We start from the raw sequence: 22,380 nt of genomic DNA, 5'->3' as shown, positions 1-22,380 counted from the left end.
GTCTCCAGTGTCGTCCACGGACCCGCATCGACTCGCGGGGGAGAGAAGCGCATGGAAAAGCATGCAATCTTCGACATGCTAAAAGCCTTAGGCGGCAGATAGTGCATTCCGTTTTGCGAGGGATCGGACGAATACGATCAGGGTCGATGCGAACTCTGTACAGATTGCGGCTCGAAATAGGGTGCTTCGATGACAATCACGTCGAGGCATCGACATTCAGAGAAACAGGAGGCATTGATGGAGGGCATGGTTATCTGTTGAAGATATTGGCCGCGAATCCGATGAATTAGATTTCGGCTCTAGGATAGCGCTATGTCGCAGAGCAATGGCGGTGCGTAGCACTTGAGAGCAAACGATCACTCCGGCCAGCGCAACGCCGCCGCCGCCGAGATCCTCCCGACCACGGCGGCGATCAGCGTCAGCGCTGTCAGCACCGCGAGCGGCACGAGGAACGGCACCGTGCCCCCCGTCGCCGCCTGGGCGGCCGAGACGCCGAAGATCAGGCTCGGGATCATCAGCGGCAGGACTAGAACCGCGAGAATCAGCCCGCCCCGGCGGATCGAGGCCGTGAGCGCCGCGCCCACCGCGCCGATGAAGCTGAGCGCCGGAGTCCCGGCGAGCAGCGTCAGCGCGGTGGCGCCCATGGCGGTGCCGTCGAGGGCGACGAGCAGACCGAAGAGCGGCGAGGCGAGCGCCAGGGGAAGACCCGTGGTCAGCCAATGCGCCGTGACCTTAGCGAGCACCACGCCTTCGAGGGGCACCGGGGCGGCGCTCATCAGCTCGAGGGAGCCGTCCTCCTCGTCAGCTTGGAACAGGCGGTCGAGGCCGATCAGGGTCGAGAGCACCGCCGCGAGCCACAGGATCGCCGGGCCGATCCGCGACAGCAGGTTGAGGTCGGGCCCAAGCGCGAACGGCACCAGGGCCACGATCATCAGGAAGAACACCAGCGACAGGGCACCTGAGCCTCCGACCCGGCCAGCCAGGCGCAAGTCGCGGGCGATCAGCGCGAGGATGGCACGGGTCACGCCCAATCCTCCATCGGCTCGGGCTCCGGAGCGGCTGACGCTTCGATGCGCAGCTCTGCCGCCCCATCGAGACCCAGAGCCTGGTGGGTCGCGGCGATCACGAGACCGCCACCGGCCCGATGCGCCGCCATCAGGCCGGCCAGCAACGTCTGCGAGGCTGTGTCCAGGGCCGCCGTCGGCTCGTCGAGGAGCCAGAGCGGGCGTTCGCAGACCAGCAGCCGCGCCAGGGCCACGCGCCGCCGCTGGCCGGCCGACAGGTAGCCCACCGGCAGGTCGTGGGCATGGCCGAGGCTGAGTTGCTCCAGCGCATCCCGGGGGGAGAGGCGGGGCGCGCCGAGGAGTTTTTGGGCGAACAGCAGGTTCTCTCCGGCAGTCAACGAGCTTTTCAGCCCGTCGCGATGGCCGACCGCGTGGAGGCATTCCGGCAGGCTGGCCTCGCCCACCTCGTCCACGTCGATACGCCCGGCATCGGGCCGCAGGCGGCCCGACAGGATCGCGAGAAGACTCGATTTCCCGGCGCCGTTCCGCCCGGTCACCGCCAGGGCATCCCCGGGCCCGAGGGCAAAGGCCAGACCGGAAAAAATGCGGCGCCCGGAGCGGCGGCAGGCGAGATTGTCCACGCTGAGCCGCACCCGATACCCCGCCCTCTTCCGCCGACGCGCGGCGCTTCCATGCCTGATTGCGGCCGGCAACGGAACCGTGCTGCTACGCTCGGCCTTTTTCTGGGAGTATGGAGGCTCCGATGAACGAGGCGATAAACCCGACCGAAGCCGAAGTCGCCGCCGATGCGGATGCGATGGCCGGCCGGGCGCTGGTCGAGGCGCGGGTGGCGCAATGCACGCCCGAGGAACAGGCGGCATTCTGGGAGGCGGTGGGACGCTGCTTCGGCGGCGGCAAGCCACCGGATATGCAAGCGGCCGACTGATCAGGTCCCCTTGCGCGTCAGGGCCCGCAATGCACCACGAAAGGTGCGGACATCCTGCTCGGTCAGGCTCATGCGGTGGAGCATGTCGCGCATATTGCGGGCGATGATCTCCCGCTTCTCGGGCGGGTAGAAGCCGGCGCCGTCCAGAGCCGTCTCCAGGCTGCCGAACAGCGCCACCAGCGCCTCGCGGGTGGCCGGCGGCGACAGCAACTCCCCCGAGAACGGCAGCACCGCCCGCCCGCTGGCCTGGCGCCACGCATAGCCCACCAGCAGCACCGCCTGCGCAAGGTTCAGCGACGGGAAATCCGGCGAGACCGGGAAGGTGATGATCGCATCGGCGAGCGACACCTCATCATTGGTCAGCCCGACACGCTCGCGGCCGAACATCACCGCGATGCGCTGCCCCTCCCGGGCGACCATTTCGCCCATGGCGGCCTCAGGGGCGAAGACGCGCTTCATCTGCCCGCGCTCGCGCGCGGTGGTAGCGAGCACGTAGTGCAAATCGCCGATCGCCTCGGCGACGCTGCCGAAGATCGTGGCCCGGTCGAGGACATGGGTGGCGCCCGAGGCCGCCTCCCGCACGCCCTTCTTCGGCCACCCATTCTTCGGGTTGACGAGGCGCATTTCCGACAGGCCGAAATTCGCCATGGCCCGAGCCGTCATGCCGATATTCTCGGCGAGCTGGGGCTCCACCAGGATCACCACCGGGGCGATCCCCGGCGGCAGCTCGGTGATCTTCGGCGGCGGCTCGTCTTGCGGGTCTCGGGTCGTCATGCCGGCCCTCTGGCACAGGCGGCGGCCGCCCGTCGAGGGCCGGGTGACGAAGCCGGCCGGATGACAGCCCGCGCCTTCCGCTGCCGGAAGGGCCGCGCTATGTCGCCGGGGCGATACGGACCCGGTCGATATCCGGGCGGGCGACCGCACGGCCCTTGCATGCCGTGCGCGGGGACAACGCGAGAAGGCATCGGTCCATGGCGAAGATCAAGGTAGCGAACCCCGTCGTTGAACTCGACGGCGACGAAATGACCCGGATCATCTGGGCCGAGATCAAGAACAAGCTCATTCATCCCTATCTCGACGTCGACCTCGAGTATTACGACCTCGGCGTCGAGCACCGCGACGCGACGGCTGACAAGGTCACGGTCGACGCCGCCGAGGCGATCAAGCGCCACGGCGTCGGCGTGAAGTGCGCCACCATCACGCCCGACGAGCAGCGGGTGCAGGAATTCGGCCTCAAGGAGATGTGGCGGTCGCCCAACGGCACGATCCGCAACATCCTGGGCGGCGTGATCTTCCGCGAACCGATCATCTGCAAGAACGTGCCGCGCCTCGTGCCCGGCTGGACCCAGCCGTTCGTGATCGGCCGCCACGCCTACGGCGACCAGTACCGCGCCACCGACTTCAAGGTGCCCGGCAAGGGGCGCCTGACGATCAAGTTCGAGGGTGACGACGGCACCGTCATCGAGAAGGAGGTGTTCAAATTCCCGGACGCCGGCGTCGCGATGTCGATGTACAACCTCGACCAGTCCATCATCGACTTCGCCCGTGCGTCGCTGAACTATGGCTTGGCCCGCAAGTATCCGGTCTACCTGTCCACCAAGAACACCATCCTCAAGGCCTATGACGGCCGGTTCAAGGACCTGTTCCAGAAGGTCTACGAGGAGGAGTTCGAGGCGAAGTTCAAGCCGCTCGGGATCACCTACGAGCACCGCCTGATCGACGACATGGTCGCCTCCTGCCTGAAGTGGTCGGGCGGCTACGTCTGGGCCTGCAAGAACTACGACGGCGACGTGCAGTCGGACACCGCCGCGCAGGGCTTCGGCTCGCTCGGCCTGATGACCTCGGTGCTGATGACCCCGGACGGCCAGACGGTCGAGGCCGAGGCCGCTCACGGGACCGTCACCCGCCACTTCCGCGAGCACCAAAAGGGCCGCGAGACCTCGACCAACTCGATCGCCTCGATCTTCGCCTGGACCCGCGGTCTGTCGCATCGGGCCAAGCTCGACGGCAACGACGATTTGGCCAAGTTCTCGGCGACGCTGGAGAAGGTCTGCGTCGACACCGTCGAGGCCGGGCACATGACCAAGGACCTCGCGCTGCTGGTTGGCCCCGATCAGAAGTGGCTCTCGACCACGGGCTTCCTCGACAAGGTCGATCAGAACCTGAAAACCGCGATGGGCGTCTGAGACGGCGCTTTCGGCCGAAGTTTCAGCGGCGGGTGCCCCGGGGCGCCCACCGTTCCCATGTCGCGGTCCGACCGGGCTTGCCGAGTGCCAGGGCGGTCGCTGCCAACGTCACCGCCATCCCGACCGCCTCGGCCATATCGATGCGCTCCGCAGCGAAGGCGTAGCCGATGAGGACGGCAATGACAGGGCTGACGAAGGCATAGAGCCCGGCCCGGAACGCGCCCCAGTCGCGCAGCAGCATCAGGAAGATCGGCAAAGCAATCAGCGATCCGCCACCGACCATCACGGCGAGTCCCCGCAGGACGCGCGGATCACTGAGCGCGGCGAAGCGCCCTGGATCCCAGCCCTCCACCGCCAGTGAGATCGGGATCAGGCCCAGCGTGCCGAGACAGGATTGCCAGAACGCCAGCACGACCGGCGGTGTTGCGCGAACGATCGGCCGGCTGATCACCGTGCCCCAGGCATAGGCGAGCGTGCCGAGCGCCACCGCAGCGAGGCCGAAGACAGCCTTCGCGCCCTCCCCGCTCGCGCCGAAGCGACCGGAGAACAGCAACGCCAAGCCGGCGAGGCCGAAGATGATCGCGGCGACCCGGAGCGGCGTGATCGGCTCCTGCCCGTAGGCTGCCCCGATGCCGATCAAGAAAATCGGCATAAGCCCGAGATTGACCACTGCAGCGAGGCCGCTTGGAGCCTGCGCCAGCCCCCAGAACACCAGAGCGTAGCAGGCGGTGGTGATCAGCAGGGAAGCCGCAAGGACGCGCCCCGGTCGCTCGACCCGCAAGGAAAAACCCCGGAGCCGGGCAAAAACAAGAAACCCCAAAGCCGCCATCGTGAAACGTAGGCAGGCGAAGAAGATCGGCGGCAAGACCTCCATGGCGAGCTTCGTCGGCAGCCAGCCGGCGCCCCAGATGAATGCCATGAGAAGGAAAGCGACAATTCGGCTCGAATTTGCCCGGCGACGATCGGCTTCTCCGCCGAGTGACGCGTCAGACATCGCCTGCCGCTCGGCCGCCCGTGCAATCAGTTGCTGGCATGTCGGCGATCACAATCACTTCCGGGGAGCGGTTGTGTTGCCGGCGAGAGCCCCTCTGCTAGGGGCCCGCCGGGTGTCGCAGCATGGGAACAGCATCCCGATCTCAATCACCAGACTCGGGCCCATCATAGCTGATCGGCCCAGCATCCAACTCGCGCCGGTTTCGCGAACGGTCAAGCTCCAGCTGCGCTCTTGAGGGGAGTTTTCAAGCAGGGGCCGCGGCGGGATGTGCCACGGCCCCGTCCGATCAGGCTTCGGCCTGGAAATCCGGCGCGCAACTCTCTGCCAGTGCTCGGCCAACCTCGATCAGCAGCAGGTCGATCGCAGCCCGCATCAGCGGGTCTCCGACCGAATCGATGAGATCGCGCACCGTGAGGCACTGCACCGCGAGGGTGTCGAGCGGGGCATCGGTCATGTCAGAACTTCTCATCAGGCTGCCAGGTAGGCCGGCTCGGAGACCAGAACGGAACGGCTATCGCCGTGCACCGTGCGAAGGCGTGCCAGCGTGCGCTCGTCGAAGGCGGCAGTGGCGGCCATGATTTCCTCGCCACCGATCAAAACGGGCAGGCCCAGGGGCTGGGCACGGAAATGCAACTGGATGACGTGGATCATGTAGAGGGTCGGCATCTGCAGGAGCAGGCCAGTGAGGCCGTGCGCCATGCCCCACTCCACGATGCCGGTGAGCAGCGCGATCGAGACCGGATTGACCACCCGGCCCCGGGCGCGGTGCGAGCGGGCCACACCCTGGCGGGTCCATTCCCAAAGGTGCGGCCCGGCCGGTCGCTCGCCCTCGCAGAGTTGCGGATACACGTCGGATAGGAGGTGCGGGCGGGTGGTCGGCAGGAGTCGGCTGTAGCCGATGACCTTCTCGCCCTCCATGGCGAGGAAATGCACCGCCTGCGGCGTATCGAACTGATCAATTTCCCGTCCGTCCGGCCGGGCCAAGTCCGTCCAGCCTTTCTCCTCAACGAAGATCTCGTGCCGCAGGCGCCAAACCTGTTCCATCGCATCGCTATATTGCGATGCGTTGGCTGGGGTAACCACATGAATCATGGAACAACCTCACGTCTCTATGCCGTGAGTGTCCCGCGTCGCCGGTCGAGTGTGTACTACGCAAAACCGTAGGGTTGCGTGTAAGACCGACGACAATTGCGACCGTGAGTTTTGACGCTACCCCTAGGTTATCAGGCCGGCCCGCAGAGCCTGCGCCACGGTGTGCGCTTTGTTGACCGTGTCGAGCTTCGTGCGTGCCGAGCGCAGATGGTAGTCGACCCCTGACGCCGTGATGCCCATCACCACACCGATCTCCGCGTCGGTTTTGCCCTCGGCGGCCCATTGGAGAGTCTCGCGCTCCCGGGGTGACAGACGCACTGGTTCACCGGGCACAGGCCGGCTGTTCATCAGCAGCAATTGGCCCACGGCATAAGTCGCCACCAAATTGACGGCGATTCGGTCTGCCGCCTCAATCTCGATCGCCTCCCCAGAGAAGCTGATGCCGCCGGGTTCGCCATCGAGGGTCACGAACGGAATCGTAACGCCGGCCCGGATGCCGAACTCGGTGGCCTCGTTCATGACGCGGCCGGCTGTTGCCGTGTCGGGCTGCACGGCGCTCCAATCGAACGGCGTGGCGCTGGTGCAAAGCCGGCGAACCGTTGGGTCGTGAAGGGCGTAGCCGCGGGCAACGTAACGGCGGGCCCATTCCTCCGGCATGGTACTGGCGAGAACGTAACCGGCGTGACGGCGAGCTGGCAGATTCGGCTCCGGCACGATGCCGGCCATGACGTATAAAATTCCATAGCGTCCGAACGCACCGACCAGCAGACGGGCGATCTCGTCGGGCGTCGCGGCGCGATCGAGATCGCGTAAGATATTGAATGTCCTGTCGAAATGTTTCGATTGCGGCATGCTCGCCCCGAAATTTTGCACGTAGCGCGACAAATCGCAGGCCACCACAACCTGAGGATGGCATCTGCCGCGCTTCGGCGATAGGTTGGCCGCGAAATCTCTTCTGCGAGGCCGAACTCGCTTCGGCTTCGATATGTGACGCGGATCGCGTGCGAGCTTCGAGCCAATGATCGACGATGAGACGCCACCGACCACGCGCTATCTGCTCGAGCGCATCGCCGAGACGCTGGACGTGTCGCCGTCCTATTTCTTCCGCGTCGAGTCCGCGATGGTCGATCCGTCCGGGCCAAGCGAGGCACAATGCGACGAGGCTGCGGCCCTGTTCCGGGCGATCAAGTCACCGACCCGCCGCGGCGCGGTGTTGAAGCTGCTCCGCGAGATGGCTGCAGACAGTTGATTGCTCCACCGCCCAGCGGTTGGTCGTTGTCTTCGGCGGGCGCAGTCAGCGGCGCGTCAGTGAAAAATGAATAAGCCGGGGCTTACAGCACCTCACGAAACGCCCGATTACCGGGCGTCCTCTTATGCCCGAGACAGCGCAGAAAGCGTTTTGTGAACGGCTTTTACGCTGCAACCAGCAGGGCAGCGCCAGCGACGCCGGAGAGCACGAGCCGCAGGCGGCCGAGCCAGAGAGGTACGAGGCCGCGGCGTGGAAGGTCCTGGTCGATCAGACCCCAGGCCAGTACGAGGGCACCAAGGACGCGCAGGTCCCAGGGCGCCGGCGCGGCCATCGCCGCCCAGGCCACCAGGGACGGCACGATCGCGATGACGTAATCGCCATTGCCGGAATTGCGGGCTGCGGCCGCGCCCCAGCGGATGCCGCCAAGGAACGACGCGATCACCGCCCCGTAAGCCGACAGGATCGTCCGCGGCGACAGGCCGATGCTGCTGAGGCCGCCATCGGTGCCCGAAACCGCCAGCGCCGCGAAACCCAAAAACGGGATGAGGCCGGCCACGCCGAGCACGAGCGCACTGATCGGGACGGGGTTCCGGTGCGCCATCCATCCTCCGAGCCGCCGAACAGGCAACGGCTACGCTTCTTTCACGGGGGCGGGTGCCGCCCGGACAAAGCGTTCCCGCATCGCGGCGGAGCGGTCAAGCTGGGATCAGGGCGGCAAAAGAGAGCATCACCCGGATCAACCGGGGCCGGATCGGCGGGTGATGCGTCGGGCGTCGCAGGCTCCGACCGCTACGACTTGCGCGGCGGCGGCGTGAAGGTGGTCGAGTTCGGCGTCGGCGCCCCGAGCAGCGACATCGGCGCCGTGATACCCTCCTTCGGGGCGGGCGGCTCGTTGACCGCCGCGTCGATCTTGCGCGGCTTAAAGGTGGCGGCGAGGCTTTTGGCGCTGGTGAGGTCCGCTGGGTTCAGCTTGTTCGCCACGTCGTCGCGCTTCTTGGCCGCGTCGTCGTCGCCCTGCGCGGCAGCAGCCGAGAACCAGGCATAGGACTGCACCAGATCCTGCGTCAGGCCGAGGCCCCGGGCGTAGAGCACCGCCAGGTTGTACTGGCTGTCACGGACGCCGAACTCGGCCCCTTGCCGGAACCACGAGGCGGCCGACGCGAAGTCGGGCTTGCCGTTGGCGGCGGGGTTCTCGGCGTACAGCACCGCCAGATTGTGCATCGAGCGGGCGTGACCCTGCTCGGCCGCGCGGCCGTACCAGAGCTTCGCCTTGTCGAGGTCGCGGACCAGCCCGGAGCCCTTCTCGTAATGGCCGGCGAGCTTGTACTGCGCCGGCGCATAGCCGGCGACCGCCAATTTCTCGAACAGCTTCGCCGCCACAGCGAGGTCCCGCGGCATGCCACGGCCATCCGCCTCGCGCGTTGCGAGATCCCAGATCGCCGCGCCGTCGCCGTCCAGAGCCGCCTGCTTCACCTTGACGAGGGCTGGCGGCACGGTGCCGAGATCGGCTTGCATCGTGTTCATGCCGGAGACCTGGGGCACCGCCGCCTTGGCGGGTGTCGCGCGTGCCTCGGCAGGCGGGGCGCTCGGCAGGGCCTGCGTGGTCACCGGATCGGCGATCGACGCTTTGGGTGCCGCCGCCTCCGGAGCAGCCTCCGGGCGAGACTCCCGGGCAGGCTCGATGCGGGCAGGGGCGACCTGGGAGGTCTGGACCGGGGGGCGGGACACCTCGTCGGGCGTGCGGAGGCTAATCGCCTGGAGCGCGCCGAGTGCCAGCACGATAGCGGCGAGCCCGAGCAGCAGCGGCCGGCGGCGGCGGTTAATCTCGGCCCGCAGGCGATTGAAACGGCTCTCCCCCGACGCCGTCAGCTCACTCTCGCCCTTGTGGGCGCGCAGGGCCCGGGGATCGGCCGGCGCCTCTGCAGCGAGTTCCGCCTGAGCGGCTTGGGCGGCACGACGGGCCGCCGCAATGAAACTGGTCTTGATGTCGGTCTCGCCGCCCGCGTCCAAGGCCGGTCGGCCGCGGGCGGGCTCGGTCGAGCGGTCCCGCGTAGCCCGGCGGGTCGTGGTGTCCCGAGCCGCGCGCGCCTCGCGTCCCGGACGCCCGCTCCCTGGCTCCAGCAGGTCGTCGGCCAAGCGAGACGCTTCAGACGCGGCGGCGCGGGTGATCTCCGGGCTCGTGGAGGCCATCAGGCGCTCGTCGAGGGACGGCACCCGTGCATTCGCGGTTTCGACCGGGCCGAGCCGATTGACGAGGCGTTCGAGAGCCGATTGCACACCTTCGAGGGTGGCGCCAAGGCGCTGGTCCGATGCGATCTGCCGCGCCTGCATGTCGGCGAGGCTCGCGCGCAGGAGACCGATCTCGCCGAGATCCGCGCTGGGGATGCTGGATCCCTGCAGCGTCTGGGCCACCGCATTGCGTGCAGCACGCTCGACTGCGGCCTCGCTGGGCGCCGATTCGCGCAGGGCCGCGACCTGCTGGAGCAGGTCGTCCATGGTGCGCTCAAGGCCGGCCAGGGCCGGATCGCCACCCCGGGGGGCATCGAGCCTGCCGGCCAACGTGACGACCTGCTTCTCCAGGGCGTCGAGGCCCTCGTGTTCCGAGCGGCTGCCGACCTGATCGACCTTCTCGGCAAGGCTGCGCAGCATCGCGTGGATCGAGGCCATGTCGCCGGACTGGGCCACGTCCGACTCCCCGACCCGGTCGAACCTCTGGTCGCGCGTGTAGAGGCCGTCGACCTTGTCGGCCAACGTTTGGATCTGCTCGGAGATGGCCGCCGGGGCGGCGGTGCGGACGTCGCTGCGGATCTCTTCCAGAAGCGGGCGCAGGCTCGCATCGGTGCCGGTCCGCTGCAGCTGCGCGATCTGAGCACTCACGGCTTGCAGGCTGTTCGCCAAACCCTGAATGCGCTCCGGACCGGCCAGGGCCCCGATCAGACGGCGGATCTCTTCGAGTTCGCCAAACAGGCCGGCCAGCGTATGCCCGTCCGGACCGGCCGGGCCGGTCGCGGCGACGCTGTCGAGACGCTCGGCCAATCGGCGGACGTCGTCGGCCACCCGGGTATGAACATTCTCTGCGACCTGCTCAGCCAAGCGCTCGACCTGCGCCCGGACCTGCTCGATCGGCGCAGCGATGGCGGCGAGATCTGTGCCGACCTGCGTTCGCTCGATGCCGTGAGCGAGCGAGTTCACCGCCTGTTCGAGAGCACCGACATCCCGGCTCGTCGCCAGTTGGTTGATCGCCTCGCGCAGGCGCACGGTCTCGCGCTGGAGTTCAGACACGGCGACCGACGGTGCGGTGATCTCCTCGACACGGGCCTCCAGGCGGCGGGCGAGGTCCATGCGCATGCTCGCCACGACGCCGCCATCGGATTGGCCAGCCGTCAACGCACGCTCGCCGACGCCCTCCGACAGCTCACGCTGGCGGTGGCGGATATCCTGGACGGCGCTGCGGATCTCGACCACGTCCGGGCGCCCGCGGCGGATTGCGGGGCGCGCGGAGGCGAATTGCTCGCCGAGTTGCGACATCCGCCGCTCGATATCGCCGAGACGCTCGGTCACCTGCTGGACCGGCGTCGCCTTTAGAGCACGCTCGATCCGAGTCTCGATCTCGGCCAGACGCCGGGCCTCGGATTCCTGGGTTAAACGCCGCTCCTCATCCAAGGTCCGGTTGAGGCCATCGATGCGGCTCATCAGGGCGGCGAAGCCCGGGTTTTGAAATTCGGTACCGTGGTCCGGGCGGGACTCGGACTTCCGCTCGAACAGAGAGGCGGCCGGAACCGGAAGGTCGTGGTGAAGCTCGGCGTCGGGCCGATCCTCAGGGATGCCAACTTTCTCGGTGCGCGGGCGACGACGCGGGCGCCGATTCCCCTGCACGCTCTGCTGCTGGGGCACCACCGAGGCGATCCAGGTCTCGAGCGGGACGCCCGCTCGCGCCGCAACGTCCCGGGCGGCGTCGAGCACCTCCGGGTCGAAACTGTCGAGCTGCGGCATGGCGTTGCGGGTCATCGGTGGCCTGTCGTCGGCAGCGTTCGGCGTTGATCCTGTTCGCGGGACGGGACCGGAAGACGGTATCCACGGAACGCGGGTGCCAGATCGTTCGAGGGGACCTTTAACTTTCTTGGTAAACACACGGTTAAGGTGAGGCCGGCCCAGTAATCCTCGGCGCAGGCGTGCAGGCCCCCGATACATCCCGTCCCAGGGACGGCGGAGCCGTTGCTCCGGACGCGATGGCGCGCTTAGATGCTTGCAAACGGGCGGGCCGAACCCGTCGATCAGCCCGGCAAGGGGGAATCAGTTCATGCCGCATTACCGCGCCCCGGTCGACGACACGCTGTTCCTGCTCAACGATGTCCTAGGCTTTCATAGCCGGGACAATCTCGCCGGATTCGCCGACGCCTCCCCGGACGTGGTCGAGGCGGTTTTGCGCGAGGGTGCAAAGCTCGCCGAGGAGGTCCTAGCCCCGTTGAATCGGGCCGGCGACCTCGAAGGCTGCCGCCGCGATGCCGACGGCAGCGTCCGCACGCCCACGGGCTTCAAGGCCGCCTACGACGCCTACGCCAAGGGCGGCTGGATGGGCCTGTCGGTGCCGGAGGAGTTCGGCGGCCAGGGGCTGCCCCACACGCTGAACACCGCGATGCAGGAATTCGCCTCGGGGGCGAACCTCGCGCTGGGGATGTATCCGGGCCTGACCCAGGGGGCGATGGCGGCGCTCCTGGTCCACGGCACGGAGCAGCAGAAGGCGCTCTACCTGCCCAGGATGGTCGAGGGCGCCTGGACCGGCACGATGAACCTCACCGAACCGCATTGCGGCACGGATCTCGGGCTCCTGAAGACCAAGGCGGTGCCGAACGGTGACGGCTCCTACAGCCTCACCGGCACCAAGATCTTCATCTCGGCCGGCGAGCATGACCTTGCCGAGAACATCGTCCACCTTGTTATCGCCCGGATCGAGGGTGCGCCCGCCGGCACCAAAGGCATCTCGTTATTCGTTGTGCCGAAGATCCTGGTGAACCCGGACGGTTCGCTGGGTGCCCGCAACGGCGTGTCCTGCGGCTCCCTCGAGCACAAGATGGGCATCCACGGGAACAGCACCTGCGTGATGAACTACGACGGCGCCACCGGCTGGCTGGTCGGCCAGGAGAATCGCGGCCTCAACGCCATGTTCGTGATGATGAACGAGGCGCGGCTCGCGGTCGGCGTCCAGGGGCTCGGCCAGTCCGAGGTCGCCTACCAGAACGCGGTGGCCTACGCGAAGGAGCGGCTCCAGGGCCGGGCGCTGACCGGCGCCAAGGCCCCAGACAAGGCGGCCGACCCGATCCTGGTCCACCCGGATGTCCGCCGCACGCTGATGCAGATCCGCGCCTTCAACGAGGCCGCCCGCGCCCTGATGCTCTGGACCGCCCTGCAGGCGGACATCCTGCACCGGTCCGAGGACGCCAAGGAGCGCCAGACCGCCGACGACCATCTCGGCCTGCTCACCCCGGTGGTGAAGGGCGTGCTGACCGATCGCGGCTTCGCCAACGCGGTGGACGCGCAGCAGCTCTTCGGTGGCCACGGCTATATCGAGGAATGGGGAATGTCGCAGTTCGTGCGCGATGCCCGCATCGCCATGATCTACGAGGGCGCCAACGGCATCCAGGCCATGGACCTGATCGGCCGCAAGCTGCCCAAGGACGGCGGCCGGGCGATGATGACCTTCCTGAGCGAGGTCCAGACCTTCCTGAAGGACTATGGCGAGGATCCAGCGATGGCGCCGTTCACCCTGCCGCTTCAGGCCGGGCTGAACGACCTGCAGGGCGCCGTGATGTGGCTGATGCAGAACGCGTTCTCGAAGCCCGACAATGCCGGCGCGGGCGCCACCGACTTCATGCACCTCTTCGGCCTCGTGGCGCTCGGCTACATGTGGGCGCGGATCGCCAAGGCAGCCCACGCCCGGAACGCCGAGGAAGTCTCGCCGCGCTGGTCGGCCAAGCTCACCACCGGCCGGTTCTTCATGGAGCGGATGCTGCCGGAGACGAGCCTGCGGCTGGCACGGATCAAGGCCGGGGCGGAGAGCACGATGGCGCTGGCGGATGAGGCGTTCTGACGGGATGGTCGGCAGCGCACGCCGCTTCATTCTTACCGCCGAAGGAGATTTCAAGATCCGGGCGCCTCGCCCGGAGGATATCGCCGAGACAGCCGCGGCGCTGTGCCCGCAGGCCGGATGCGGGTTCATGATCCTCGAGGAAGACTGCCCCGACGGATGGGGAGACTACGTTCAGGCCGCGGGCGGCCGCGACGCCAAAACCGGCGAGAGTCGGATCACCGTGGAGCGGCGCGTGTATGTCCGAGATGGAAACGGCGGCATGGACCTGCGTCGTCCGTTTCAGCATCTCGTCGCCGGGAGGCCGGGACAGGGCGCGGCGAAGCCCGCGCGTATCGAGACGAACGGCTATCAGGTGACCGTTCGGGCGAATGAGGTGCTGTCGACGCGGGACGTCGTCGCGATCATGTCGGCCTTCCTGGAGAATCGCGAATTGCCAAGCGCTTATCGCTGGCGTTCGAATCGCGAAGAGGTCGAGGAGACCGTCCGCGAAACGGAGGCCTGGCGCCGTCAGCACTGACGGCAAGCTACCGTAGCCGAAGGACTTTCAGCCCTACGGCGAGGTTCTCGGGTTTCGGACGCCGCTTCACGCTCTCAGCGCGCCGTCCAGATCTTCGATCAGATCCGCCGGATCCTCAAGCCCGATCGACAGCCGCACAACCTCCGGCCCCGCCCCGGCGGCGGTTTTCTGGGCGTCGGTGAGCTGGCGGTGCGTGGTCGAGGCCGGGTGGATCACCAGCGAGCGGGTGTCGCCGATATTGGCGAGATGCGAGAACAGTTGCAGGTTGGAGACGAGCTTCACGCCGGCCTCGTAGCCGCCCTTCAGCCCGAAGGTGAAGACCGCGCCGGCGCCGTTGGGCGTGTAGCGCTTCGCCAGCGCGTGGTAGCGATCGGTCTCCAGGCCCGGATAGCTCACCCAGGCCACGGCGTCGTGTTGCGCCAGATGCTTGGCCACCACCAGGGCGTTGTCGGAATGGCGCTGCATCCGCAGCGGCAGGGTCTCGATGCCGTTGAGAATCAGGAAAGCGTTGAACGGCGACAGGGATGGTCCGAGATCGCGCAGGCCGAGCACCCGGCACGCGATGGCGAACCCAAAATTGCCGAAGGTCTCGGCAAGCACCATGCCGGAATATTCCGGCCGGGGCTGGCTCATCATCGGATAGCGCGCGTCGCCCGCCCATTGGAACGAGCCGCCGTCGACGATCAGGCCGCCGATCGAATTGCCGTGGCCGCCCAGGAACTTGGTAGCCGAGTGCACGACGATGTCGGCTCCGTGCTCGAACGGCCGGATCAGGTATGGCGTCGCCATGGTGTTGTCGACGACCAGCGGGATGTTGTGCTTTTTGGCGACCTGCGAAAGCGCCGCGATATCGGTGATGACCCCGCCGGGATTGGCGATGGACTCGCAAAAAATCGCCTTGGTGCGCGGCGTGATCGCGGCCTCGAACGAGGCCGGGTCGTCGTTGTCGGCCCAGGCCACCGACCAGCCGAAGTTCTTGTACGAGTGGTTGAACTGGTTGATCGAGCCGCCATACAGCTTGTTGGAGGCGACGAACTCGTCCCCCGGCTGCATCAAAGCGTGCATGGTCAGGAACTCGGCGGCGTGGCCTGAGGCCACGGCGAGTGCCGCCGTGCCACCTTCGAGCGCCGCAATGCGCTCTTCCAGCACGGCGTTGGTCGGGTTGGTGATCCGCGAGTAGATGTTGCCGAAGGCCTGGAGCCCGAACAGCGAGGCGGCGTGGTCGACATCGTCGAACACGAAGCTCGTGGTCTGGTAGATCGGGGTCGCCCGCGCGCCTGTAGCTGCGTCTGGGGCGGCGCCGGCATGGATCGCCAGGGTGTTGAAGCCGGGCAGGCGGTCGGTCATGGTCGGGTCTCCTCGCACCGTTCCGCCTGTATGCCCGCCCGGGAGCGGTGCGCAAGGTCGTGGCGGGCGCCGGGCGCCCTCCGGCTAGTCGTCGTGCGACGCACCGATATCGACGTGGGGCTGCCCGGCATCGACCAGGGCGCGGTCGACGGCCTCGATCGCCAGCAGGGTCCGGGTTAGATCCTCGGCCATGGAAATCGGGGCGACGTCGAGGCCGCCCAGCCGCTTGGCGATGGCGTTCCTCTGTCGCGCCAAGGCGCCGCGCGCGCGCTTCAGGTCTTCGACCTCGTCGACGGTCATCCGCTATCCCTTTCTCGGCCCGAGCCGATCAATCGCCGGGCATCCAGTCGATGTTCGGCCGCTGCGCAAGCATCCGGTCGAAGTAGTTGGCTACCGCCTGGGCACCATCCGTGTGCATCATCGCGACCGGATGCGCGAGGTAGGCGCGGGCCAGATCCATCGGAATCTGCCCGGCCTGGAGGGCTTTCAGCACCTCGTCGATGAATGCGTCGTTGGCCTCGTTGAAATCGCTTGACAGCTTCTTGCGGTCGTTGAGCGCGTTGATCGGCATGCCGTGTCCTCTGCTGCGGAGTCGGGATTCACCCACGAAAGAGATCGGAGGCGGTCTTGCAAGTCTTTGAGCCACGTCAGGAAATGGCGGGTCGCATCCGGGTGCGACCATCTGGTCGAACCGATGCGGCGCTCAGATCTTCGTCGTCCCCGAACAGTCGATGCAATTTGTACGAGCGTGCGATTGCACACTTAAGTAACCGTGCGGCGCAGTGCCTTGGAGCGGAAATCCTGTGTGGCACGTTAACAGGCCATGTCGATTGGTCTGATACCCGCCCACAGCGTCGAAGTCATTCCCTGCGCGAGCGATCCGCGGTGCTACCGCTGGATCATCCGGGCCGGTGGCGGCGCGGTGGTCGAGCACTCGCCCTACGCCTTCGTCACGCAGAACGGTGCCCGGATCTCCGGGGAGTGCTGGATCCGTGAACATTTCGCAGACGGCACACGCGGCTGAGCCCGCAGCCGCCGCGGGCTCTTCGCAGAGAAAGGCAATTCGGCGCCGGATTTCGGTTGGCCAGGATCCCGATCCCCGAAAGCGTCGAAGAATAGGCAGTCGGCCCGTTCCGGGTCACGGACCGAAGGCGTTTGATACCGAGACTCGGTAGTCCGAAAAGCAAAAAACGCCCATGCGGGCGTTTTGCGAAGATCCGGTTGGGAAGGAAAACTGGAGCGGGCGAAGGGATTCGAACCCTCGACCCCAACCTTGGCAACGCAGGGCGCGGGGTCGGCGGTCCCAGGGGACCGCCGACCCCTCCAACGGTTTAGCGCGAAACCGTGCATCCCCGTTCGATCCCGTTCGAGCCCAATCGGCCCCGTTTCGGGGGGTTACGGCCCCATTCCGGACCCGGGCTCACCGACTGCCTGAGCGGTCCGCCAGGGTCATCAGGCGACGGGCCATGGCCTCCTGTGCCGCACCCCGGCCGCCGCACCAGCCGTCGAACGTCTTGCGCCCCACGCGCCGAACGGCCGCCGCCGCGTTCCGGCCGCCCCGGGTCCGGGCCCAGTCCTTGAGGACCTCCGCGAAGGGGCGCCCGTCCGCCTCCCAGTCCACGGGCGCCGGCGGCTTCGGCGCCGGGCTGTTCACCGCGCCGTAGGCGTCGTTGGAATTGGCGAACGGGTCGAGACGCGGGTCGTCCGGCCCGATTCGACCTTGCCCGAGCTCGCGGTCGAACCGGGAGAACCAGTTAGAGGTGTTCCCGTCGCTCCCGGTCGCTCCGCGGGGCGGCTTGAACACGGCCGTGAGCGGCTCGCCGATGAGGTCCTCGCGGCGGAGCAGGAGCCTGTAAGCGTCCATGGCAGCGGACGGCGAGCCGAAGCTCGCCCTCTCCAGGATCTCTCCGCCATCGTGGGCGCGCAGTCGGACCATCCAAGGCATCGGTAGGATCCTACAGAGGGTCCGCGTTCTGATTGTACCAAGCGTAGTACCGGGCCCAACCACGCGCCCGAAGGGCAAGGCGAACGTCGTTCAGCATCGCGCCAGGGACCGCCCCGACGCCATGGATGTCAGTCCTCGATGTCGATGCTAAGCCCGCGAGCGGGAGCGCCGGCAGGATCGCCCTCCATCCCGGCACCTTTGCCGCGTCCCGCACGGGTAGCGGATCGGTCATGGTCGCGGCTGGCGTCATCCCGGTGCCTCTCCTGCCGGGGCAGGGTGCCATCGCTGTCCGGCACGGCCTTGCGCTGGATCAAGGACGGCGGGTCACGGGAGAGTTAACGTCGGGCCTTGGTTACGAAGGGAGGCGAGGAATGGCCGAACTTCCGAGCGGTGCACCGGAGGGCACCTGGGACATCCTGGTCCGTCTGACCGAGGCGCGTGTCAGCCCTGGCGGCGCGCCGTCTGCAACCCCGAGGACGTCGGGTCCACGGTCTGTGAGTCGCGCGCGGGACGCCGTTCCGTCCCTTCGGCCTCGACCGGAAAACACAGGCCGTGTCGTAAAGGCACGTCGTTTTAGGCCTGTTACGCACGGGCACGGCACGTTTCGATCATCGACCGGGGTGATGGATCCCGCGCCGGGTCTAACGTCGAGCTGAGGTTTCGCCAGGGGACGGTGTGCGAAACTCAAGCCATGGTACAAACTTATGAATTTATGTGTCACATCGTCAGCGCGTCATGGCCCCCCTTACGCCGACGCCGATCCTTCGGCGTAGTCGCGGTGCCGGATGAACGACTGGTCGATGGCAAGTAGCGCCCCGTTCTCAGTGAGCGCGGCGGCGTGGCGTCGATGCGTTGGGGCGGCGGCCAGCACCTCTCGGTAGCGCTCGTACTGGGCAAGCGTCTCGAACTCGATCAGCCCGTAGCCTACGTTCGTCGGGCTCGCGAAGTCGGTCGAATGGTAGTAGCGGACGAAGCGGCTGCCGTAGTCACACATTACCGGTGTCTGATCCTCGACATAGATGCGAAAAGCATCGATCCGGTTCGGGCCGATGGTGTGGCGTAGGCAGAGCGTGTGCATGCGCGTTCTCCATCTCATTCGCCTGGAATCTGAACCTGACGCAGCCGCATGTCAGCCGCGAACGCTTTGGTCCCGGCCGAAGCATCGTGCGATGCGCTAAGTTCGGAGCTGGTGTAGGATCGGCCAATGTCGTCCGGTCATCCGCTCTCCAAAATCGGTGCGCTCGTCGGTGATCCTAGGTGCGCCAACATCCTGTCAGCCCTGATCGACGGGCGGGCGCTGACAGCAACCGAGCTCGGATGATGGGGACCACGCCGCTGAGCCCCCGCAAGCCGAACCCTGTGCCTCCTCGTCCCGAGCCTCTGCCGACGAAGCCTCGCGTCATCACAGGAAGCACGCCAGGCTGGACGAGGCCCGCATAGTGCGATCCAACGCGGCGGGGATCGTGACCCGCGACCAAGCATGGCAAGGACCCGCCGGCGGGTCTTGGCGACGACTAGGTTCATCAAGAGAAAGATCGAAGTCCGACAAGCTTCCAGCCGGCAGTCGCCGAGTAGTAGCGGCTGGTAGGTCCCAGGAAGGAGATAAATGGACGTCAGCCTCGCGCTCGGGAGAAGTCTATACCCTAACTGCTTATTGAGCAGGGCCGGCGCACCATCCGCGCCAGTCCAAGCCGTCGTCCGCATCGCGCTTCGCCATCCCTCGTCAAAAGGGCCGAGCCTGCGCGGCGGTGCGTGTCCTGATCGAGGTGACGCTCGGAGGATATGGAGAGCCTCCCGCGCACGTCCACCGATTCGCCGGCATGACGTGCCGATCGGCATGCGGCGCCTCCGTTCGGGGCGGGACGTCCCGGGGTCGGGTTGGTGGCTTCCGAGGGTGGGGAGGCCTCAGCAGTTCGTCGCAAGCCCTACCGTTTGTAGGTAACCTGCGAATATGGTCTGCTGCTCAGGTCGACGGGAGTGCTGTTCTGGAGACATCACCGCGGATCCTGCTACACGTGCCCGACACCCCCCTTCCGTCCCCATCCGACCGACTCGCGCTGATGCTCTGGCACATCGGCGTCGCGCACTGTTTCGGCGCGCGAGGGCGCATCGCGTTCGCATCCGAGACCGCAGCGGGTTGGATCGAGGGCATGGTCGCGAACTCCAGCCGCGCCCTGCGAGAGCACCTCGCCGCCGCCGACCCGCAGTATCTCTCCCAGCATCGCTTCAGCTTCCGCCGCCATACCGGCTGCGTCGAGGCCGTCTGCAGTGCGTGGTGGGACCTCGATTTCCGCGGTGTGGACCGCCATGGCCAGCCGCTGCCATTCGCCGAGAACGAGTTGGACGAGGTCATCGTGATCGTCCTTTACGTCATCGCGGCCGCCGGCCTGCCGGTCCCGTCGTACATCACGGACTCGGGGTCAGGCTGCCACGTCGTCTGGACCGTGCGCGGCCTCAATGCGCTGGCCATGAAGCGGTGGCGCGCATTGATGAAGGCGCTGCGCGGGCCCCAGCTCGACGACGCTGGCAACCCGTTCGCACGCCGCGGGCGCCGCGAGCCGGACGCCTACGAAGTGGCTTGGACCGAGAGGATGCTGCCTCTGTGGCGAACCCTCAAGAACCTCGGCCTCGACCGTGCCGCCTCCGATCCGGCCCGCGTCCTGCGCCTTTGGGGCAGCATCAATTCGAAGAACGGCCGTATGGCGCGCTGTGCGTGGCCGGCCTCGATCGGCGACATCCACGCCGTCGACTTCAACGGCCTATGCGATGCGGCACTGCCCCTGACGCGCGCCCAACTCCGGGCACTGCGCCAGGAACGCAAGGCAGCGCGCGAGGCCAACCCGAACGCCATCCAGGCTCCTCGCGCGTCGCGTCCGCGCCGCGCGTACGGATCGAAGTGGGTGCTGATCCGCAAAGACCTGATGGCGGTTCTGGAGCACCGTGGGTTCGCCTGGTTCAAGGAGCATAAGAAACGGGATTGGTGGTACCTCGCGATGGCGGTGGCGCTGTCACAGACTGAGGGTGGCGACGCGCAGTCCTGGGCCGAGTACCTTGGCCCGCTCGTCGGGCAGCCCGTCAGGGAACTCGCGGGCACGTTGTCAGGCGTCGAGCGAGGGATGCTCGCGCACCTCTCCGGCGAGACCGTCGATTGGGAGGGCGACATTCGCCCCGCCTTCTATGACTACCACCCAGCAACGATCGCCGAGAAGCTCATCGTCACGGACGAGGAGGCTCGGGAGATCGGCCTGCGGATTCTCCGCCCCGCAGGCCTGCCCGCGCTGACGCCGGCAGAGCGCCAGCGCCGCAGCCGCGCCCTGCGTTCCCCGGACCGCAAGACGCGCGACGAGAAGGCCGAAGCCCGACTCTTTATGGGCCGGCAGGCGTGGTGGATGCGCATCGCGGGGCTGACGGTCGCCGAGTGCGCACGACAACTCGATTGCAACGTGTCCCGCGTCGAGCGGGCGATCGCCGAGGCAGACGCCCACCCGGACGGAATCGCCACCCTCGAAACGGTGGACGCGCCGCCGGAGGCCATCCAGGTGGAGGCAGTCGAAATCCCGTCATTCGTGTCACGGCCTTCTATAGTCCCAGAAGGGTCTCCCCCTGCCATTGCCCCCACCGCCGCCCTGCAGCCTGCCGAACAGCCCACGGCGGTCCAGGCCAGAACAGTCAGGGTGATCTCGGCGACACCATTCCACGCCACCATCGAGACGGCGACGGCCACGTGGTGGTGGACGGTCGTCGACCAGGGCCGCATCGAGCAACCGTTCGAGGAGTTCTGCGACCTGCAGTCGGGGCGTCCCGCCGATGGGGATCGCGCGCTTGTCGACGCTGCCTGCGAGGAGCTCGCCAGGGCGGCTCAGGCGGCCCATCAGCTGTCTCGCCGTGGTTCGAGGCGTCGGGGGCGCCGTGACGTCCCTGAGGCTCGCAGGGCGGTTGCCAGGCCCGTTCCGCTGCCGCCTCTGTATCTCCAGCGCGAGGTAGAACTCTACCGCGAAGCGTCTGGCGGCGGCGGCCTTCGGCACCGTCTTGTAGCTGCCTAGGGGAGGCGGTAGGATCTATACGCCTGTAGCAGGGCCGGATGCAGCACATCCACACGCCCATCCCGGTCCGCCGGGGCGGGCGTCGTCACGTCAGGGCACCGCGTGGCGCCGACCGGGACACGCGCCCTGTGGCAGCCTCCCGACATGGCTAGGCGCAAGCAATGCTGCAGCGGCTTCAACGTTTTGGGCCTCTACAGCGTCTAATGTCGGACGCCCGAAGTCCCCGGTTCCCGCCCCGCGCCGGCGCACGATGCTCGACAAAGACTACCCAAGCCCAGCCGATAGGGACCGACGAGACGGACTGGACGTGGGCGTCCGAGAAGCTCCGGTTTTAAGTTCGCGCTCGGGAGACCGAGGGCGTCCGCGGTCATGTCATCCAGCGTCGACCTACGCGATGATGCATCCCGGATCGATCAACCCGCCCGCGGGCGCCATCCATGCCAGATGGCCCGAGGCGGACGAGACAATGTCGTGAAGGGCATTGCCGATCCGCGCCGCCGCCAATGCCTCGCCCTCGCGAACCACGGCCCCGTCCTCGACGAGCCAGCGCTCCAAGATACCCTCGGGAAGCAAGCCTGTAGGCCATAGGGCTTTCGATACGCGGATATCCGGCATTTGGTCAGTTACCTGATGCCCACGGTATTCGGGGGGCGGCGGGAATATGACGCCAGCCCGTCCAAGGGCGCCTTGACCTGGATCAAAACCGATGGACCCGACCGGTCAGAACGGCAGGTCTGTTCGCGGTCTTCCGATCTCGGTGGCGAGACGCTCGATCTCGTCGAGGGCCACGCCAATACGGTCGACCTGCGCGCTCATCCGGCCAACGTCGAGCTGCGCCAGGGCGTCCGAGTTCCACCAGATGCCGTCGTCGAACCCTCTCAGGATCTCCTGCAGCCGTCTGTGCTGCGCCGTCAGGGCGTCGATGGTCTCGCCGATGATCACGTCGTGTCCTTTTGGGGGCGGTGGAAA

The 22,380-nt window shown here is 67.2% G+C and carries 23 protein-coding genes and 1 pseudogene; 8 read left to right on the top strand and 16 right to left on the bottom strand.

Going from position 1 to position 22,380, the window contains the following annotated elements; translation table 11 throughout:
- Positions 1 to 356: 356 nt before the first annotated feature.
- Both ccmB and ccmA read right to left on the bottom strand, forming a co-directional pair.
- Positions 357 to 1,025: a heme exporter protein CcmB gene (ccmB, locus tag AO398_RS00770; RefSeq protein ID WP_058190553.1), complete on the bottom strand. Its 669-nt coding sequence runs from the start codon at positions 1,023 to 1,025 to the stop codon at positions 357 to 359.
- Positions 1,022 to 1,657 (bottom strand): heme ABC exporter ATP-binding protein CcmA, encoded by a 636-nt coding sequence (ccmA, locus tag AO398_RS00765; RefSeq protein ID WP_058190104.1) that lies wholly within the window; start codon positions 1,655 to 1,657, stop codon positions 1,022 to 1,024. The genes ccmB and ccmA overlap by 4 nt, the downstream gene beginning before the upstream one ends.
- 110 nt (positions 1,658 to 1,767) lie before the next feature.
- Here ccmA and AO398_RS00760 point away from each other — a divergent pair, with 110 nt between their 5' ends.
- A complete protein-coding gene (locus AO398_RS00760; RefSeq protein WP_058190552.1) occupies positions 1,768 to 1,950 on the top strand; it encodes a hypothetical protein in 183 nt (60 codons plus the stop codon).
- On the opposite strand, the gene AO398_RS00755 is transcribed toward AO398_RS00760, so the two are convergent.
- Positions 1,951 to 2,724, bottom strand: a complete 774-nt coding sequence (locus AO398_RS00755; RefSeq protein WP_082643071.1) for an RNA methyltransferase — start codon at positions 2,722 to 2,724, stop codon at positions 1,951 to 1,953.
- A gap of 197 nt (positions 2,725 to 2,921) precedes the next feature.
- Here AO398_RS00755 and AO398_RS00750 point away from each other — a divergent pair, with 197 nt between their 5' ends.
- Positions 2,922 to 4,136: an NADP-dependent isocitrate dehydrogenase gene (locus AO398_RS00750; protein ID WP_058190103.1), complete on the top strand. Its 1,215-nt coding sequence runs from the start codon at positions 2,922 to 2,924 to the stop codon at positions 4,134 to 4,136.
- A gap of 22 nt (positions 4,137 to 4,158) precedes the next feature.
- Here AO398_RS00750 and AO398_RS00745 read toward each other — a convergent pair whose 3' ends face one another.
- From AO398_RS00745 to AO398_RS00730, 4 genes are all read right to left on the bottom strand, one after another.
- A complete protein-coding gene (locus tag AO398_RS00745; protein WP_058190102.1) occupies positions 4,159 to 5,130 on the bottom strand; it encodes an EamA family transporter in 972 nt (323 codons plus the stop codon).
- Between the two features lie 286 nt (positions 5,131 to 5,416).
- Positions 5,417 to 5,584 (bottom strand): hypothetical protein, encoded by a 168-nt coding sequence (locus AO398_RS00740; RefSeq protein WP_243956283.1) that lies wholly within the window; start codon positions 5,582 to 5,584, stop codon positions 5,417 to 5,419.
- Between the two features lie 14 nt (positions 5,585 to 5,598).
- Positions 5,599 to 6,222 carry an acyl-homoserine-lactone synthase gene (locus tag AO398_RS00735; protein WP_058190100.1) on the bottom strand — a complete coding sequence of 208 codons (624 nt, stop codon included), beginning with the start codon at positions 6,220 to 6,222 and terminating at the stop codon, positions 5,599 to 5,601.
- Positions 6,223 to 6,345: 123 nt separating this feature from the next.
- Positions 6,346 to 7,107, bottom strand: coding sequence for an autoinducer binding domain-containing protein (locus tag AO398_RS00730; protein WP_244498623.1), 762 nt, complete (start codon positions 7,105 to 7,107; stop codon positions 6,346 to 6,348).
- 133 nt (positions 7,108 to 7,240) lie between these two features.
- On the opposite strand from AO398_RS00730, the gene AO398_RS00725 reads away from it, so the two are divergent.
- A complete protein-coding gene (locus AO398_RS00725; protein ID WP_058190099.1) occupies positions 7,241 to 7,471 on the top strand; it encodes a hypothetical protein in 231 nt (76 codons plus the stop codon).
- A 163-nt stretch (positions 7,472 to 7,634) separates the two neighbouring features.
- Here AO398_RS00725 and AO398_RS00720 read toward each other — a convergent pair whose 3' ends face one another.
- Both AO398_RS00720 and AO398_RS00715 read right to left on the bottom strand, forming a co-directional pair.
- Positions 7,635 to 8,072, bottom strand: coding sequence for a DUF3429 domain-containing protein (locus tag AO398_RS00720; protein WP_058190098.1), 438 nt, complete (start codon positions 8,070 to 8,072; stop codon positions 7,635 to 7,637).
- 188 nt (positions 8,073 to 8,260) lie between these two features.
- Positions 8,261 to 11,479, bottom strand: a complete 3,219-nt coding sequence (locus AO398_RS00715; RefSeq protein WP_058190097.1) for an SEL1-like repeat protein — start codon at positions 11,477 to 11,479, stop codon at positions 8,261 to 8,263.
- Between the two features lie 292 nt (positions 11,480 to 11,771).
- Between AO398_RS00715 and AO398_RS00710 the strand changes: the two genes are divergently transcribed.
- Positions 11,772 to 13,559 carry an acyl-CoA dehydrogenase C-terminal domain-containing protein gene (locus AO398_RS00710; protein WP_058190096.1) on the top strand — a complete coding sequence of 596 codons (1,788 nt, stop codon included), beginning with the start codon at positions 11,772 to 11,774 and terminating at the stop codon, positions 13,557 to 13,559.
- Positions 13,560 to 13,563: 4 nt separating this feature from the next.
- Positions 13,564 to 14,076 carry a hypothetical protein gene (locus AO398_RS00705; RefSeq protein ID WP_058190095.1) on the top strand — a complete coding sequence of 171 codons (513 nt, stop codon included), beginning with the start codon at positions 13,564 to 13,566 and terminating at the stop codon, positions 14,074 to 14,076.
- Positions 14,077 to 14,142: 66 nt separating this feature from the next.
- Here the strand turns inward: AO398_RS00705 and AO398_RS00700 are convergent, their stop codons facing one another.
- The 3 genes from AO398_RS00700 to AO398_RS00690 all read right to left on the bottom strand — a co-directional run bounded on the left by AO398_RS00700 (position 14,143) and on the right by AO398_RS00690 (position 15,994).
- On the bottom strand, positions 14,143 to 15,423 hold the full coding sequence (locus AO398_RS00700) for an O-acetylhomoserine aminocarboxypropyltransferase (protein ID WP_058190094.1): 1,281 nt from the start codon (positions 15,421 to 15,423) through the stop codon (positions 14,143 to 14,145).
- Positions 15,424 to 15,507: 84 nt separating this feature from the next.
- Complete coding sequence (locus AO398_RS00695; RefSeq protein WP_058190093.1) at positions 15,508 to 15,723, bottom strand: hypothetical protein; 216 nt, start codon at positions 15,721 to 15,723, stop codon at positions 15,508 to 15,510.
- A gap of 28 nt (positions 15,724 to 15,751) precedes the next feature.
- Positions 15,752 to 15,994 carry a hypothetical protein gene (locus AO398_RS00690; protein ID WP_058190092.1) on the bottom strand — a complete coding sequence of 81 codons (243 nt, stop codon included), beginning with the start codon at positions 15,992 to 15,994 and terminating at the stop codon, positions 15,752 to 15,754.
- Between the two features lie 252 nt (positions 15,995 to 16,246).
- Here AO398_RS00690 and AO398_RS00685 point away from each other — a divergent pair, with 252 nt between their 5' ends.
- Entirely contained in the window at positions 16,247 to 16,447 is a 201-nt protein-coding gene (locus tag AO398_RS00685; RefSeq protein ID WP_058190091.1) for a hypothetical protein, read from the top strand.
- A gap of 396 nt (positions 16,448 to 16,843) precedes the next feature.
- On the opposite strand, the gene AO398_RS00680 is transcribed toward AO398_RS00685, so the two are convergent.
- Positions 16,844 to 17,368 (bottom strand): hypothetical protein, encoded by a 525-nt coding sequence (locus AO398_RS00680; protein ID WP_058190090.1) that lies wholly within the window; start codon positions 17,366 to 17,368, stop codon positions 16,844 to 16,846.
- 745 nt (positions 17,369 to 18,113) lie between these two features.
- Positions 18,114 to 18,446: an NIPSNAP family protein gene (locus tag AO398_RS00675; protein ID WP_058190089.1), complete on the bottom strand. Its 333-nt coding sequence runs from the start codon at positions 18,444 to 18,446 to the stop codon at positions 18,114 to 18,116.
- 126 nt (positions 18,447 to 18,572) lie between these two features.
- On the opposite strand from AO398_RS00675, the pseudogene AO398_RS29230 reads away from it, so the two are divergent.
- Positions 18,573 to 18,683, top strand: a pseudogene (locus AO398_RS29230) (transcriptional regulator); the annotation flags it as partial.
- Between the two features lie 700 nt (positions 18,684 to 19,383).
- On the top strand, positions 19,384 to 21,411 hold the full coding sequence (locus AO398_RS00670; RefSeq protein ID WP_058190088.1) for a hypothetical protein: 2,028 nt from the start codon (positions 19,384 to 19,386) through the stop codon (positions 21,409 to 21,411).
- Between the two features lie 387 nt (positions 21,412 to 21,798).
- Here AO398_RS00670 and AO398_RS00665 read toward each other — a convergent pair whose 3' ends face one another.
- On the bottom strand, positions 21,799 to 21,966 hold the full coding sequence (locus AO398_RS00665; RefSeq protein WP_244498622.1) for a hypothetical protein: 168 nt from the start codon (positions 21,964 to 21,966) through the stop codon (positions 21,799 to 21,801).
- Between the two features lie 165 nt (positions 21,967 to 22,131).
- Positions 22,132 to 22,353 carry a hypothetical protein gene (locus tag AO398_RS00660; RefSeq protein WP_058190086.1) on the bottom strand — a complete coding sequence of 74 codons (222 nt, stop codon included), beginning with the start codon at positions 22,351 to 22,353 and terminating at the stop codon, positions 22,132 to 22,134.
- Positions 22,354 to 22,380: the final 27 nt, after the last annotated feature.

Origin of the sequence: Methylobacterium sp. GXS13 (assembly GCF_001455965.1) — a bacterium.
In the GTDB taxonomy this organism is placed as follows: Bacteria; Pseudomonadota; Alphaproteobacteria; order Rhizobiales; family Beijerinckiaceae; genus Methylobacterium.
The sequence above is the reverse complement of the archived record's forward strand: the minus strand, read 5'-3'. Positions and strand labels throughout refer to the sequence as shown.